This window comes from Neolewinella xylanilytica (assembly GCF_002934605.1).
Taxonomy (GTDB): domain Bacteria; phylum Bacteroidota; class Bacteroidia; order Chitinophagales; family Saprospiraceae; genus Neolewinella; species Neolewinella xylanilytica.
On sequence record NZ_PTJC01000005.1, the window covers coordinates 639,282 to 655,028 of the forward strand.

General features: G+C 55.5%; 12 protein-coding genes and 1 tRNA gene. 10 read left to right on the forward strand and 3 right to left on the reverse strand.

Going from position 1 to position 15,747, the window contains the following annotated elements; all coding sequences use genetic code 11:
• Positions 1-90: 90 nt before the first annotated feature.
• The 5 genes from CLV84_RS22205 to rplI all read left to right on the forward strand — a co-directional run bounded on the left by CLV84_RS22205 (position 91) and on the right by rplI (position 3,135).
• A complete protein-coding gene (locus tag CLV84_RS22205; protein ID WP_170067537.1) occupies positions 91-1,074 on the forward strand; it encodes a M23 family metallopeptidase in 984 nt (327 codons plus the stop codon).
• A 69-nt stretch (positions 1,075-1,143) separates the two neighbouring features.
• Positions 1,144-1,662, forward strand: coding sequence for a hypothetical protein (locus tag CLV84_RS02525; RefSeq protein ID WP_146088681.1), 519 nt, complete (start codon positions 1,144-1,146; stop codon positions 1,660-1,662).
• 138 nt (positions 1,663-1,800) lie between these two features.
• Positions 1,801-2,271, forward strand: a complete 471-nt coding sequence (rpsF, locus tag CLV84_RS02530) for a 30S ribosomal protein S6 (RefSeq protein WP_104418164.1) — start codon at positions 1,801-1,803, stop codon at positions 2,269-2,271.
• 30 nt (positions 2,272-2,301) lie between these two features.
• Complete coding sequence (rpsR, locus tag CLV84_RS02535; protein WP_104418165.1) at positions 2,302-2,568, forward strand: 30S ribosomal protein S18; 267 nt, start codon at positions 2,302-2,304, stop codon at positions 2,566-2,568.
• Positions 2,569-2,688: 120 nt separating this feature from the next.
• Positions 2,689-3,135, forward strand: a complete 447-nt coding sequence (rplI, locus tag CLV84_RS02540) for a 50S ribosomal protein L9 (protein ID WP_104418166.1) — start codon at positions 2,689-2,691, stop codon at positions 3,133-3,135.
• A gap of 67 nt (positions 3,136-3,202) precedes the next feature.
• On the opposite strand, the gene CLV84_RS02545 is transcribed toward rplI, so the two are convergent.
• A complete protein-coding gene (locus CLV84_RS02545) occupies positions 3,203-4,177 on the reverse strand; it encodes a KpsF/GutQ family sugar-phosphate isomerase (protein WP_104418167.1) in 975 nt (324 codons plus the stop codon).
• 252 nt (positions 4,178-4,429) lie between these two features.
• Between CLV84_RS02545 and CLV84_RS02550 the strand changes: the two genes are divergently transcribed.
• Together CLV84_RS02550 and CLV84_RS22260 are read left to right on the forward strand one after the other, a co-directional pair.
• Complete coding sequence (locus CLV84_RS02550; RefSeq protein ID WP_104418168.1) at positions 4,430-6,646, forward strand: RecQ family ATP-dependent DNA helicase; 2,217 nt, start codon at positions 4,430-4,432, stop codon at positions 6,644-6,646.
• 621 nt (positions 6,647-7,267) lie between these two features.
• Entirely contained in the window at positions 7,268-10,234 is a 2,967-nt protein-coding gene (locus CLV84_RS22260; RefSeq protein ID WP_104418169.1) for a right-handed parallel beta-helix repeat-containing protein, read from the forward strand.
• Between the two features lie 248 nt (positions 10,235-10,482).
• Here CLV84_RS22260 and CLV84_RS02560 read toward each other — a convergent pair.
• Positions 10,483-10,569: transfer RNA gene (locus CLV84_RS02560), tRNA-Ser, on the reverse strand.
• Positions 10,570-10,737: 168 nt separating this feature from the next.
• Here CLV84_RS02560 and dprA point away from each other — a divergent pair.
• From dprA to CLV84_RS02575, 3 genes are all read left to right on the forward strand, one after another.
• Positions 10,738-11,865, forward strand: coding sequence for a DNA-processing protein DprA (gene dprA, locus CLV84_RS02565; RefSeq protein ID WP_104418170.1), 1,128 nt, complete (start codon positions 10,738-10,740; stop codon positions 11,863-11,865).
• Between the two features lie 43 nt (positions 11,866-11,908).
• Complete coding sequence (locus CLV84_RS02570; protein ID WP_245911364.1) at positions 11,909-13,141, forward strand: alkaline phosphatase; 1,233 nt, start codon at positions 11,909-11,911, stop codon at positions 13,139-13,141.
• A 258-nt stretch (positions 13,142-13,399) separates the two neighbouring features.
• On the forward strand, positions 13,400-14,452 hold the full coding sequence (locus CLV84_RS02575; RefSeq protein ID WP_104418171.1) for a fatty acid desaturase: 1,053 nt from the start codon (positions 13,400-13,402) through the stop codon (positions 14,450-14,452).
• 5 nt (positions 14,453-14,457) lie between these two features.
• Here the strand turns inward: CLV84_RS02575 and CLV84_RS02580 are convergent, their stop codons facing one another.
• Positions 14,458-15,702 (reverse strand): ABC transporter permease, encoded by a 1,245-nt coding sequence (locus CLV84_RS02580; protein ID WP_104418172.1) that lies wholly within the window; start codon positions 15,700-15,702, stop codon positions 14,458-14,460.
• Between the last annotated feature and the right edge of the window lie 45 nt (positions 15,703-15,747).

Consider the following 15,747-nt stretch of genomic DNA (forward strand, 5'->3'; position numbering starts at 1 on the left):
GTATCCCGCCGCCGCCACCAGCAATTAAGGCGTACTAAACCAACAAGCGGTACGTTCTGGAACGGTGATCTATGTTTTAAGCCTTCGTCAATGAGACGTGAAAAATTTATTTTCAATCAGCGTACTTTACAGTACGACAGAGTAGTAGAGCCTCTAAGCCTCACCGTCTTACGCTTCTTCAGCTTCTTCTGTGCCGCCGTTCTCGCCGGCCTGCTATTTACCGCCCTGGTACACCGGTACTTTCCCAGTCCGAGTGAGCGCATGCTTATGCAGGAGCTGGATATCGCCAAAACCGAGAACGAAAACCTGAGTACGCAGTACGAGGACCTGGCCGGTATCGTAGCGCACCTGCACGAGCGCAGCAATAACACGGTCCGTCTCGCGCTCCGTATGGAGCCGATCGACAACGACGTATTTCAGGGTGGTCGTGGCGGACACGACGCCTACGAAAGCCTGAAGAGCCTGCCCCACGTAGGCGACCAAATGGCCGGGCTGCGGGAGCGGGTCGATCGCCTGCGCTACCAGGTAGATCTGCACAGTCGTTCGCTGGACGAGGTAGCCGATATGGCCATGCGCAAGGAGGACATGCTGGCTTCCATTCCCAGTATCAAACCCATCCGCGGCGATCAGTTTAGCCGGAAAATGGAGAATCTTTCCGGTTACGGCTACCGCATCCATCCGATTCTAGGCGTAAAGAAGATGCACTATGGCATCGACTTCAACTGCCGGAAAGGCACGGAAATCCAGGCTTCCGGCAAGGGGGTTATCGAGTTTGCCGGCCGCAGTGCTTCCTATGGCAACGTCGTCATCATAAACCACGGATACGGATTCAAGTCACGCTACGCCCACATGAGCGCGATTAAAGTCAAGAAGGGGCAGGAAGTAGACCGCGGCCATCTTATCGGATTGGTAGGCAGCACCGGTCGCAGCACCGGCGATCACCTTCACTACGAGATCGAGAAGGACGGCGTAAAGGTCGATCCCATTCAATTCTGCTACGATGGCTTGAGTACCGAAGAGTACCAGGAACTGGTAGAGGCTTCCCGCCAGATGAATATGTCCTTCGACCAGTAACGCAGCAGCCAACCGTACCAATTAAATAGGGTAACTCCGTCGGGGTTACCCTATTTTCATTTGGTGAAGGTGCAAAACTGGTTAGCCGAGGGGAATTACCGCGCGGATGCGGATCGCGTACTGCAACGCGTGCTGGACGCACCGGAGCACGTAGGCGAGCTAATGCAAATCGTATTGGAAGGGAGCGACGCCGCGCAGGTAAACCGTGCATCCATGGTGGTAGGCAATCTCGGTCGCATTCAACCCGGTTGGTTGACCCCCTATTTGGATGCGATGTTGGAAGCCTTGGATCAGCCCCGGTTTCCATCCGTCGGGCGAAACCTCCTGCGGTACCTGAGTGAACTGCCGTCCGACGCCATACCGGAACGGCTGCACGGAAAACTCGTCGACTTGGCATTGCGAATAACGGATGATCCGGAGGCGGCCGTCGCCAATCGGGTCTTCGCCATGCAGGTTGTTGCCAATTTTTGTGACCTGTACCCGGATTTGGCCGGCGAATTACGGGCGTGCCTGACGCACCATATTCCAAACGGCAGCCCCGGATTTAGGAGCAGGGGGAGGAAAATTCTGTCCAGTTTGCCCGAATAGTTTGATCCTGCGCTCCGGCGCAATGAATTTCATTAGGTGCGTAAGAAAAAAAGTGTATCTTTGCACCCGCTTTGGACCCACCCACGGTCGTGAAGCATGCGAAACCATTGTTTTTAACCAATCAGTACACCTGATCCGATGAGAAATTACGAGACTACATTCATCGTAGACCCAACGCTGTCGGGGGATGAGATCAAAGCGACAGCTCAGGCGTACGTAGACAACCTCCAAAAGGAGGGCTGTGAGATTGTATTTGTGGATGAGATGGGCCTGCGCACGCTGGCTTATGACATTAACAACCGCAACAACGGTGTCTACTACTGTGTGGAGTATACCGCTCCAAACGGCGCCTTTCTGAAAAATTTCGAGCTTGGCATGCGCCGGGACGAACGCATTTTGCGCTTCCTCACCGTTGCCCTAGACAAGTACGGAGTTCAGTACAACGCCGATAAGCGTGCCGGTAAGATCGGCAAGGCCAAGCGGCACAAGCAGGAGAAGCCCGCCAAGACCGAGCCCGCCGCCCACGGCATCAGCCGCAAGAAGGCAGACTCTCCCCACCTCAGCGGTGTCCCCTCGGGCGACGCCGAATCCTTCAAGGAAGAGGAATAACCACCGTAGTAACCACAAAAACAATTCATCATGGCCAGTCGCGATGATATCAAGTTCCTCTCGAATCCCAAGATCGGAGGACGCCGCCGGAAGTACTGCCGGTTCCGCCGTTACGGCATCAAGTACATCGATTACAAGGATCCCGACTTCCTCCTCACCTTCGTGAACGAGCAAGGGAAGATCCTTCCCCGCCGCATCACCGGCAACTCCCTGAAGTACCAGCGCAAGGTGGCTTCCGCGATTAAGCGGGCGCGTCACCTGGCCATGCTGCCGTACGTCACGGACCTTCTTAAGTAGTACGGTTGTCGGTTGTCGGTTATGTCACAAAACCCGACAACCGACAACTCAAGATTTATTCACCCTAACCGGCATATGTAGCGGGTAAAGCCCCATAAAGCCGGGACAACATAATTCAATATGAAAGTAATTATGCTGCAAGACGTCGAAAAAGTCGGCGATAAGCACGAAGTCGTCGAGGTAAAGGACGGTTTCGGCCGGAACTACCTGTTGCCGCGCGGACTCGCTATTATTGGTAACAAATCCAATATGGGCCGGCTGAACGAAATGGTGCGTCGCGAGAACGCTCAGGAGCAGAAAAAACTGGACGTCTACCGTGAGGTCGCCAAGAAACTACAGGGTAAGACCCTCCGGGTTGGTGCCAAGTCGGGCACCAGTGGCCGCATCTTCGGATCGATCACCCAGCTACAGATCCGTAACCTGCTCCAGGAGCAATTCGGCGTCGACGTAGAGCGTCGCAAGATCGTACTGCCGGAGGAGGCCAAGGAGCTCGGTACGTACCAATTCACCATGCGCCTGCACCCGGACGTGGTTCAGGAAATGGATATGGAGATCGTGCAGGAGTAGGTTCGACCCTACTAATACATACGGGCGTGGGGATGTACGGCAACGACCGGCATCCCCACGACTTGTTTTATACGAGCCCTTCCCGCATGAAATCGTGGAGGTGTACAAAGCCCAGGTAGCTATCCTGCTCATCGACTACGATGAGTTGGCTGATACTGAAGGTCTCGAGGATGCCCACCGCGCGCACGGCCAGGGTCGAAGCGCGGACCGTTCGGGGGGTGGGCGACATCAGGTCGGCGGCGGTGATTCCGGTGAGGTCCTGGCGGCGGTTCAATAGCCGGCGGAGGTCGCCATCCGTAACAATGCCGCACAGCTGTCCGGAGGCTCGGTCCACCACGGCTGTAGCTCCCAAACATTTGTTGGTCATTTCGAGCAAGGTTTCGGGCAGGGAAGTGTCGGGGTACACCTGGGGCTTCTGATTCTGGGGGTATAGGTCTTTTACCCGTAGATAGAGTTGTTTTCCCAGCGATCCGCCGGGGTGAAAGCGGGCAAAGTCAGCCGGTGTAAAGCCCCGTAGCGCCAACAGGGAAGTGGCGAGGGCATCGCCCATGGCCATCTGCAGGGTGGTGCTGGTGGTGGGGGCCAGCTCGTTCGGATCGGCTTCCCGTTCGAAGGGGGTGTACAGGAGATAATCGGCCTGGCGGGCGAGGGAAGAGTCCCGGCGGCTGGTCATCGCGATTAGGGGATTGCCCATGTTGTGCACCAGCAGCGCTAACACCTTGATCTCGGCGGTTTCCCCGGAACGGCTAATCATCAGGACGAAGTCATCCGGCTGGATCATGCCGATGTCACCGTGGATTGCGTCGCCGGCGTGTAAAAAGAAAGCTGGGGAACCGGTTGAATTTAGCGTGGCCACAATCTTTTGGGCTACAATTGCTGTTTTACCAATTCCCGTCACGATGATCCTGCCACTACTTTCATGGATCACCTCGACACAACGGGCAAACTCCGTACCAATGCTTTCCGCCAGTTTTTCCAGCGCACGGGCTTCTATCTCCAGCGTTTTTCGGGCGGTTTGGGTTACCAGGTGGGTGGGGTTCAAAGTGGAGGACGGTTTTTTGCGATGGGGAGAGAGCGGCAAAGTAGGGGTTGACTTTTACAACTCCCTTACGTCTAAGCATTGCTCGCCGATAAATAAGTATTCCCCGATGCCTGACCCAATTTCTAACATCATTTCATATCACACGGCGGTAGAAATCCGTTAACGGCTCCTTAGCCATTATTCGGGCACAAGTTGTTACTTTAGATTTGCATTAAGTAACGAACAACGGTTCGGCCGAAACAAACAAAAAGAATGACAGCCAAAGCGTCAGTAAGTTTTTTAGAAGAAGCATTAGCCGAAAATTTCGGATTCGACACATTCAAGGGGAGCCAGGAAGCTATCATCCAGTCTCTTTTCGACGGAAAGGACACCTTTGTAATCATGCCCACCGGCGGCGGTAAAAGCCTTTGCTACCAGTTGCCGGGCATCATGATGGAAGGCTGTGCTTTGGTGATTTCACCGCTCATCGCCCTGATGAAGAACCAGGTTGATTCGATCCGTTCCCATGGCGAATCGGACGAGATCGCGCACTTCCTCAATTCTTCATTATCCAAGACGCAGATGCGTCAGGTTAAGGAAGACATCACTTCCGGAAAGACCAAGCTGCTTTTTGTCGCCCCCGAAACGTTGACAAAGGAGGAGAACATTGAGTTCTTCCGGGAAGCTCGTATTTCCTTCGTAGCCATCGATGAGGCGCACTGTATTTCGGAATGGGGGCACGACTTTCGCCCGGAGTACCGCCGGATCCGGGAGATGCTGGACCTGATCGGCCACAATATTCCGATCATCGCGCTTACCGCCACCGCCACGCCGAAGGTGCAATCGGATATTGTCAAGAACCTCCGGATGGGGGAAGATCATAACACCTTTGTATCTTCCTTCAACCGCGATAACCTCTACTACGAGGTACGCCCGAAGGGAAAGAAAGAGTACACCTTCCGCCAGATCATCAAGATCGTGAAGGAAATGCCGGACCAGTCGGGCATTATTTACGTCCAAAGCCGGAAATCTGCCGAAGAGATTGCCCAGGCACTGGTGGTGAACGGAGTAAAGGCCGCTCCCTACCACGCCGGGCTGGATCCCAAGACCCGCTCGCGCACCCAAGATCAGTTTTTGATGGAGGACGTCGACGTCATTTGTGCCACGATCGCTTTCGGGATGGGCATTGACAAGCCGGACGTTCGCTTCGTGATGCACTACGACATCCCAAAGTCCATCGAGAACTACTACCAGGAAACGGGCCGTGCCGGCCGCGACGGCCTCGGGGGCCGGTGTATCGCCTTCTACGCCTATAAGGATATCCTGAAACTGGAGAAATTCCTTCGAGATAAGCCGCTGATGGAGCGGGAAATGGGTGCTCAGCTGATGCAGGAAGTGATGGCCTACTCGGAGACCACCGCGTGTCGCCGCCGGTTCCTGCTCCACTACTTCGGAGAGGAGTACGACGAAGTGAACTGCAACAAAATGTGTGACAACTGCCGCCACCCCCGCGAGCGGGTGGAGGTTACGCAATCGGTAGTGGAAGCTTTGCAGGCCGTCAAAACCCTCGATGAGAACTATCCGCTTAAGACCCTGACCGAGTTCGTCCTCGGTAAGGAAACCAAGCAGATGAAGGATTACGGATTCACGGACCTACCGGGCTTCGGCAGTGGTAAGGACAAGGAAGATGTTTTCTGGAGTTCCGTATTCCGCCAAGCGCTACTAAATAACTTGGTGCGTAAGGACATCGAGTCTTACGGTACACTCAAGCTAACTAAGGAAGGCGAAGCGTTTCTTAAAAAGCCCTATACCTTCGAGATTCCCATCGACCACGACTTCGAGAAGGAGCTGGCCGACGATATGCGCGGGGAAGCGGACGACGCAAAGGCCGTGGTGCTGGACGAGACCTTGCTCCTGGCGCTGAAGGATCTTCGTAAAAAAGAGGCTAAACGACTGGGCATTCCACCTTTCGTCATCTTCCAGGATCCCTCCCTGGTCGACATGGCTACCCGCTATCCGATCGACTTCGAGGAGATGAAGAACATCCATGGCGTCAGTATCGGCAAGGCGAAGCGGTACGCTACTCCGTTCCTGAACCTGATTGAGCGGTACTGCGAGGAGAATCAGATCGACCGTCCTTCTGATTTCGTAGTCAAGCAAGTCGCTAATAAGTCCAAAACCAAGGTCAATATCATTCAGGGAGTGGACCGCAAGCTCTCCCTCGAAGACATTGCCTCCAGCAACCAGCTCAGCATGGACGAGTTGCTCAGTGAGATGGTGGTCATCGTATCCTCCGGTACCAAGCTAAATATCGACTACTACGTCGAGGAGGAAGTTGATGAGTACAGTCTGGAGGAAGCCTACGAGTACTTCATGGGCGCCGAAACCGATGATCCTGATGTCGCCTACCAGCAATTGAAAGAAGAAGACGTGACCCTGGACGAGATCAAGCTCGTTCGGATCAAGTTCCTTAGTGAAATGGCTAACTAGCTTTCGCCCCGATTGCTATCGGGGAGCGCAGGTAATAAGATCGAACCGATGGCCCGTTCCACCCGCTGGAACGGGCCATTTTTTGTTCGCCACCTACGTGCTTTACGGGCAGACCACGGCGAACTGTGCTAACTATATCCCGAAGAGTCGCACTAATGCGCCAAGACTGCCTGTAACTTGTCCAACCCCTACCCGCGAATGGATGGGGTTCGCCTCCCCTAACCGGCTACCGGGTCGTATGGATGCGCATTTCCGATTGGATGAAAGCATCACACCCCCGCAGCCAACACCCGATCGAGCTAGCCGAGCGGCATAGCGGAACCTACCGGAGCGAAAATTCAGCGAAAAACGTTGGATCGGGCAGTTAAGGTCCTCATCCACCGCGCGGTAGGTCCGTCAGATTATGCGCCTACGCTATTCCGGAAGGGGACGTCCATTTCTTATCCCGGTCACCGAATTTAACGTGTGAGGGTACTAGTTGGTCCAGGTAGGAGCGTTGTAACGCATACTTGGATAATGTATGGCAATCACTCAGCCTCTTAAAAGGAAGATTATTTGGCTTTTAAGGGACTGCCCGTATTTCTCAACACCTTTACCTAACTACTTACATCGCTATTGCTTATGGCTAACCTTTACCCAAAAAAGATCTTTTCCTGCTCGCTACATTTGATCCTGGCCCTATTCAGCATAATAGGCTTTGGAACATTGCACGCTCAGCTACAGGGCTCGTACACCATTGGTGGCAGCAGTCCGGACTATAGTTCCATCAACGCTGCGGTTGCCGACCTCAAGGCCGAGGGCGTATCCGGGCCGGTGACCTTTCATCTCCGATCCGGAAATTATTTCGAGCAGGTGAAACTTACCGCGATCAACGGTGCTTCCCCGGTCAATACAATCACCTTCCGAGCGGAAAGCGGTCACGCCGATGATGTAACGATCAGATATTCGGGGCGCAGCCTTTTGAATAATTATGTCCTTCAGCTTAACGGGGCGGAACACGTACGCATAGAAGCGCTTACCGTGCTGGCGACCGGGGGCGCCTACGCCAGGGCATTGACCGTATTCGGTGATGTTAGTGATCTGGTCATAAGCGGTACCAAGGTGATAGCCCCTACAACGACCCTGTTGACTACCGACCAAGTTGCCGTGTACATGGATTTAGATACGGCCAGCGATATCCGTATCCGCAACAATGTAATTACCGGCGGCAGTACGGGCATCTACTTCACGGGAACCGCGCGTGCCAAGGCCACCGGCACGGAGGTTACCGACAATGTATTGCAGGATTTCTCCTATTTCGGGGTCTTTCTTCAGTATCTGAATGGCGGCGTGTTGACCGGTAACCGGATTATCGGCAAACAGCGTGGGTATAGCCGTTACGGGCTGTACGCTAACGACTGTGACGGCACGCTATCAACCCCGGTCCTCGTGGCTAACAACATTGTCTCCCTGCCAGACGACGGTCTCCATGCGGTGTACCTGGTCAATTCTGAAAACCTGAATTTTTACTACAACAGCTTGTTTCAGACTAACACCGGTACACCCTTTACTACGGTGAGCATCGGGAACCTGACGGTGCGGAATAACATTTTAAGAGCGGGTGCGGGTAGCGCAGTAAGCGTGCTTTACGCCACCTCCGTGGACATGCAATACAATAACCTGTTTTCCACCGGCCCTTATCTGGTCCAGTGGGAAAAGAAGAACGTGCCGAATCTGGAAGCATGGTACAGCGCGGTGGGGCAGGGTCTTTATTCCCTAAGTGAGGATCCACAGTTCGTATCCCCTACGGATTTGCATGCGAATAATCCGGCCCTGGCGCGCGCCGGTCTAACCGTTGCCGAAGTCAATACGGATATCGATGGAGAGGACAGGAGCGATCCTCCCAGCATCGGCGCCGATCAATTCAGTGTCCCGGACGATGATGTGGACGCCGACGGTATAGGTAGCGATCAGGACAATTGTCCCACAACCTACAATCCGGACCAATCGGACAGTGACGGTGACGGCGTGGGCGATGCCTGCGACTCATCGGAAGCCAACACGATGACCAGTTTTTGGCTGGAAGCGGAATGCGCTACGGTAGGTAGCAACTGGGAAATCATTCCCGACGATAAAGCCTCCAATCAGGCGTACGTCTCCGCTCCTGGCCGACGTTCCACTACCATTCCGCCGGCCGATCTGCCCGAAAACCGCCTCCGTTTCACCCTGGAGCGGGTAGCTGCCGGTGGCTTCTTTTTGCAGCTACGGGCCTTTACTCCCGACCGCGAATCTGACTCCTTCTGGGTGCGGGCCAACGAGGGAAGCTGGATTCGGTGGAACAATATCGACTGCACCGACAAGTTCACCTGGGATATTCTTCCCGATACGCTGGAACTCGCCGCCGGTAGCAATACGATTGATATTGCCTTCCGCGAGGGTAGTGCCCTGCTGGATAAGGTATTCCTCTCCCAGCAATCCAGTCCACCCACCGGCTTCGGCGAGTTGGCCGCCAACTGTTCGCAACTCAACAACCAGCCGCCCGCGGCCATTGCTTCCGCCTCGGTCACCCAGGGGGTAGCTCCCCTAACGGTTCAACTGGACGGCAGTACGAGCTACGATATCGACGGACAAATCGTGCAATACGATTGGACCTGGTCCGGCGGGAGCGCCAGTGGTGCCACGCCGACGATAAGCCTGAGCGCCGGCATCTACGATGTCGAATTGACGGTAACCGACGACACGGGCAAGACCGGCACCGCAACCATCACCGTACAGGTTGCTTCGCCCGACAACCCACCGAGCGCCGCGTTCTTCTCGTTTGAAGCGGAGTGTACGATCCGCGATACCGAATGGCGATTAAGCGAAGATCCTGCAGCGAGCGGTAACCAGTTCGTCAGTTATACCGGCTGTCGTTGTGAAGGGCAGCCATCAATGCAGCACCCAGACCAGTACCTCAACTATAGCTTCGTAACCGCCGAGGAGCATTCCTATCACCTCTTTTTCCGGCTCGATGCCCCCGATGTCGGCCGGAATTCCTTCTGGGTCAGAATGGACGGTGGCGAATGGATCAAAATGTGGCGGGAAGAAAGCGGGGCAGCATTGTTGACCGCGGGCTTCGAATGGCGTCGTTTAAACGATGACTCCCGGCCGGTTACCTTCCTGCTCGCGCCGGGCGAACACACCATTACGGTAGCATCCCGCGAGCCGGGTACGAAATTGGACAAACTCATCCTCTCTCCGTCTGATGTTCTTCCCTCGGGCACCGGGGAACCCGCCCAGAATTGCGCGCCGTACCAAGCTAATCTGGTAAAGGGGGACGCCAAGGAACTCGTTCTGGCTTACGAAACGGCGCAGGTTACCGAGGCTGGCCTTACCGTTTACCCTAACCCCGTCACGGAACGTATTTCCCTCGAGCTCACCGACGATTATACGGGAGATGTTGGCGTTACCCTTTTGGACGGACTAGGACGCCGGGTTCGCGACTTTCGCTACGAGAAAGCAGATCGAATCTTCCGGACCGACCTGTCCGTCGCGGACCTGTCACCTGGTATCTACTATCTACAATTGCAGGGCAAGTGCAAGATGATCGAGCGCTTCGTGAAGCAATAATGGCCGAAACCACGTGAAACCGGGGTCGGCACCTTTGGGTGTCGGCCCTTTTTATTAGGGATATGTATTGCTTGAAGTAAGTAAGAGAAAACGAGGATTGCTACGTACCCCCTCCTGGGACTGCAAAAGCCTGTAGCCCGCCCTTCGGGCTGTAACAGTAAGCCCCACCTCCTTACCAAAGCGGAGCTTTGTACGGACGTGGGGCTTATTGTTTCGATCACCTGCGGTGATCGGGCCACAGGCTTATGCGGAGGATGAGGGATTCGAACCCCCGGTACCCGTGAAGGTACACCTGATTTCGAATCAGGCACGTTCAACCACTCCGCCAATCCTCCCGAAGTGAGGCGCAAATTTACTACTTACGGGAGAAAAACCTATGGATAAATAGACAACATTTTGTTTTAATTCGTATCTTCGGTCTGTCGCGCCATCTTTACCCTTACTCGGTTCCCATGCTTTTCTACTCCTTCGCGGCACCTCTTTGATCCTTTAGTTTTTTATATATGTATACGGAGGAGTTTGCCGCCGTAGCGCTGAGTCGCGTGTCCGGTATAGGTCCCGTTGTGTACCGTCAGTTGCTGCGGCATTTTGGTAGCGCGGAAGGAGCGTTGACGGCGGTGGCCCGGGAATTGTCGGTAGTTCCCGGCGTTTCCCGGGAGCTGGCGTCGCGCATCGGTGCCGCTGCTCCAAAGCGGGAAGCCGAGGCGATACTCGAATTTTCTGTAAGGCATGGGGTACACATTCTTCGGGCGGGGAGTGAGCGGTATCCGGCGACACTACGGAATTTCGAGCGGGCCCCGGCTATCCTTTACCACCGGGGTAACACCGACCTGAGCCGCCGCCGCACCCTGGCCGTAGTAGGAACGCGGCGCGTAAGCCGGACAGCCGGTCAGCAGATAGAGCGGCTGTTGGATCCGCTGGCTGAATACGATCCCCTTATCGTCAGCGGACTGGCATACGGAATCGATACGGCAGCTCACCGCAGGGCGCTGGCACGGGGCCTCCCGACGTTGGCGGTTCTGGGAAGCGGGCTACAGTACGTGTATCCCTACGCCAACCGTAAGCTGGCCGAGGACATCTGCCGGCAGGGTGGGGGAGTACTAACCGAATACCCCCCCTGGGTAAAGCCGGAGCGGGAGCATTTTCCTGCCCGCAACCGGATTGTAGCCATGATGGGGGAGATGACGCTTGTCGTAGAATCGGATGTAAGTGGCGGGTCCATCATCACGGCAAACATGGCGCACGAGCTGGGGCGAAAGGTAGGTGCGTGCCCGGGTCGCGGAGGAGACCGTAGCACGGCCGGTTGCAATGCCCTGATCAAACAGGGGAAGGCATTCCTGATTGACGGTCCGGAAGACATCGTCCGCCTGTTGGCCTGGAAGCCGGCGGCCGAAGGGCGGAAGCAGTTGCAGCTCTTTCTGTCGCTCCTTCCGGAAGAACGCCAGGTAGTCGATCTACTGCAGGAAGAAGCAAGCGGAAGCCGGATTGACGAGCTGAGTACCAAGTTGCAGTGGCCACCCGCCAAATTGGCGAGTCGCTTGCTAAGCCTGGAAATGCAGGGTATCATTTCCGCATTACCCGGACAACGGTACCGGCTATCGGCTTCCGGTTCTTTCCCGGGCCTACCATAACCTAGTCTCGGCCGCACTCGATGGGGTGGTATATCTTTGTAGCATGATGGATCGATATTTTCTTCTCCCCTTCCTGATTCTACTGGTGGTTACCGCCTGCGGACCCGCCCCACAGTCCACCGTCCAAGCGCCCACCGTACCGCCGCCTACACCAACGGCAGCTCCGTCCGCACTTGCGACGCCGGCCCCCCGTCCGATCGAGGCGGAGCCGCTGGCCGAATACGTCCGGTCCGAGCGAGGACCGAAGAATATTATCCTCATGATCGGAGACGGAATGGGTATCACGCAAATCTCGGCCGGCCTTTACAGCAACAACAACCGCCTCAATCTGGAGCGTTTCAGCGTCATCGGCCTGCACAAAAGCTACAGCGCCGACAACCTCATCACCGATTCCGCGGCGGGTGCTACAGCCTTTGCGTCGGGAGTAAAGAGCTATAATGGTGCCATAGGGGTAGACGCCGATACCCTTGCCGCTCCCACCATTCTCGAGATGGCCGAAGCCGCCGGCATGCCTACCGGCCTCGTAGCTACCTCATCCATCGTGCACGCTACTCCGGCGGCTTTCTACGCCCACGCCCGCTACCGGCAAAATTACGAGGAGATCGCCGCCGACCTCCTCAACACGGACATCGACCTGTTCATCGGCGGCGGAGCGAAATTCTTCGAGCGCAGGGAAACCGACGAGCGAAATTTAAGCGATGAACTCCGTGAGCGTGGGAACGATCTCCAGTCGTTTGTCGATACGGACATCAAAGACCTCATCGTCGACCGTGCCAAAAATATCGGGTACTACACCGCCGACGGAGAGCCCCTCCCGTACAGCCAGGGCCGCCGTTATTTGGTAGACGCCAGCGAGCTGGCAGTGGATTACCTCGATGAACGGGATACGGAAAACCAGGGCTTTTTCCTGATGGTCGAAGGCTCACAGATCGACTGGGGCGGCCATTCCAACGATAGCGACTACATCATCTCCGAAATGATCGAGTTCGATCAGGCCATCGGTGCCATGCTAAACTTCGCCCAGCAGGACGGCGAAACCCTGGTTATCGTCACCGCCGACCACGAAACGGGAGGCTATGCCATCAACAACGGTTCTTCCATGGGACAGATCGACGGCGCTTTCACCTCGGATTACCACACGGCAGACCTGATACCGGTCTTCGCTTTCGGCCCGGGAGCAGAGCGCTTCAGCGGGATCTACGAGAACACGGCGATCTTTGACAAAATGGTCCAGTTATACGGACTTCAACCCGCCGGTGAAAGCAACGAGCGGTAAGTTAGGACCGCGCTCGGGTTCAAAATCATCGGGGGTTTTGACTAAACTATAACGTCCCGCGTTTAACACTTATCCCCCGTGACCGTTATGGATATTGTAATCTCGACTATAAGTAGGGGCAAACGTGTATATTTCGGCGCTTTTTGGACCTATACCCGGGTTATCTACCCTTCGGTGCCCTTCGCGGAAGCCGAATGTGCGGAGATTCCCGAATCGTAATTCCTTAAGCCCCGAGGGTACATCATTAAAATTTACCAAGTGCAAGTACAAATTCAGAACACCGTAGAAGATATCCACGCGTCGCTCAAGAACTGGAAAACCATCATTTCTCAGTACCAGCAGGCTAATACCTGGCGAGCGATCGGCCAACTCTTCAGCAGTTTCGGTCCTTTTCTCGCGTTGTGGATAGCTATGTACTTCAGTGTAGGTTATTCCATTTGGTTGACCCTGCTCCTCGGCATGGTAAATGCCTTCTTTCTGGTCCGCATCTTTATCATCCAACACGACTGCGGCCATTACTCCTTCTTTCGGAAACGGAAGGTAAACGACGCGATCGGATTTGTTTGTTCCTTCTTCAGCTCGATCCCGTATACCTACTGGGCTCGGGTGCATAGCTTCCATCACGGGCATACCGGTCAGCTGGAGCATCGTGATATCGGGGATATCGACTTTCTGACGGTAGGTGAGTACCGGGAGCTCAACCGGTGGGGCCGGTTCAAGTACCGACTGTTCCGTAATCCGGTGGTGCTTTTCGTCGTGCTGCCAATGGTTTACCTCGGGGTGGTTATGCGCATGCCGCGCATCAAGTTTCCCGGCTGGTCTCCCATCCACCGCAAGCAACATATCAACAACTTACTGATCCTGGCAGCCTATGTAGGACTGGGTTTCCTGGTAGGCTGGAAGGCGTTCCTCATCATTCAAGGGAGCATTATTTTCTTCTTCGGCATCATCGCGTTCTGGTTCTTCTACGTGCAGCACCAGCACGATCAGACGTACATGCAGTGGTCGAAAAACTGGGATTACCTCACCGCGGCGATCAAGGGAGCGACCTTCTACAAGCTTCCCCGTATCATGCACTTCCTTACCGGTAATATCGGTTACCACCACATCCATCACCTCAGCAGCCGGATCCCGAATTATAACCTCCGCCGCTGTGCCAAGGAGAACCCCGTGCTGCAGCGCCACGTGACCAAGATCACCTTCCTGCAGAGCCTTCCGCTTATGTTCAATAAGCTGTGGGACGAGGAATCCCAGCGGATGATCTCTTTCCGGGAATTCCACCGCGGAGAGCAACGGAAAATGGCCGCATAGGGCCGTTATTCCGCGGTTACCGAATGGGTGGACACCCGCTCCGCCCGCCTGGCGGGCAATATCGAGGCCAGCAGCCCGATCACCAATACCGTCAGGGTCACCACCAGGAAGTCTACCGCACGCAATGACATGGGGTAGGCTTCCGCAAGGGTGCCCGGCAGGCCGACGATTCCATAGTGCGTCTGGATAAGGTAGATCAGGGTAGCCAGGGCGAATCCGGTTCCCAGTCCGATGGCGCTGATGAGTAGTCCGACGCGCAGGAATACGTTGCGGATCTCCGAACCGACCATTCCCAGGCTTTGCAGAATAACGATATCCTGCCGTTTCTCCAGGACGATCATCCACAGGGCACCGACCAGGTTAAAACTGATCAGGATGACCATCAGGGTGACAATAGCGTAGGCTACGTATTTTTCGACTCGCATCAACTTCAGGATGCTATTTTCCTGCTCGAAGCGATTGCGAACTAGGTAATCGTCTCCAAGCAGCCGCTCCAGGGCGCGGAACGTTCTCGGATTGTCGAAACCCGGGCCCAGTTTTATTTCCAGGGAAGATACCGTAGGCGCGTCCACGCCCAGCAGCTCCCGGGCCACGGATAAATCTACCAGTACCGCCTGATTTTCGAAGGCCTCCTGGCTGCGCACGATTCCCATCGGCAGCACCTCCCGAACCCGGTAGGGTAGCCGACCGCTGGCCAGGATCGAGCTACCGCCGCGGGTTCGTGGGCGGGGCACGTAAATGGACAGCGGGTTGACGCGGTTTTCCGGGTCGATCAATAGCTCTCGGGCCAGATTCTGCCCCACTATCGATCCCATCGTTTCCACCTGGGGTACCAGCAAATCGTACTGGCCGTCCTTTATCATGGTGTCGATCCCGTTGATGCGGGCGTATTCGCGGTCTACTCCCTTGAGCGGGCCGAATGCCTGGTGGCCGAGGTATTGGAAACGGGCGGTTTCTTCCAGGGTGTGGGAGATTACGCTTACGCCCTCCACCGACCGGATCTCGGTAAGGAGGCTATCGGTCGCCTCGAACGTCTTTCCCTTTGCCGCCGTGATGCGCACGTCCGGGTTGAGGTTGTTGAACATCCCCACGAAAATGTCTTCAAAGCCGTTGAAGACACTCAGCGCGATAATTAGCGACGCCGTTCCGATGGCCACCCCGAAGGCAGCTACGAAGGTGATGATGTTGATGGCATTGGTCGATTTAGGCGCGAACAGGTAGCGCCAAGCCATCCGCGCGGATAGATTCATCGTGCAAAGTTAGCCCTTCGGAAAGTAAGCTACCCGGAAGGCATC

Coding starts and splice junctions, on each gene's coding strand:
- CLV84_RS22205 (WP_170067537.1), top strand. CDS start 91: ATGAGACGTGAAAAATTTATTTTCAATCAGCGTACTTTACAGTACGAC.
- rpsF (WP_104418164.1), top strand. CDS start 1,801: ATGAGAAATTACGAGACTACATTCATCGTAGACCCAACGCTGTCGGGG.
- rpsR (WP_104418165.1), top strand. CDS start 2,302: ATGGCCAGTCGCGATGATATCAAGTTCCTCTCGAATCCCAAGATCGGA.
- rplI (WP_104418166.1), top strand. CDS start 2,689: ATGAAAGTAATTATGCTGCAAGACGTCGAAAAAGTCGGCGATAAGCAC.
- CLV84_RS02550 (WP_104418168.1), top strand. CDS start 4,430: ATGACAGCCAAAGCGTCAGTAAGTTTTTTAGAAGAAGCATTAGCCGAA.
- CLV84_RS22260 (WP_104418169.1), top strand. CDS start 7,268: ATGGCTAACCTTTACCCAAAAAAGATCTTTTCCTGCTCGCTACATTTG.
- dprA (WP_104418170.1), top strand. CDS start 10,738: ATGTATACGGAGGAGTTTGCCGCCGTAGCGCTGAGTCGCGTGTCCGGT.
- CLV84_RS02570 (WP_245911364.1), top strand. CDS start 11,909: ATGATGGATCGATATTTTCTTCTCCCCTTCCTGATTCTACTGGTGGTT.
- CLV84_RS02580 (WP_104418172.1), bottom strand. CDS start 15,702: ATGAATCTATCCGCGCGGATGGCTTGGCGCTACCTGTTCGCGCCTAAA.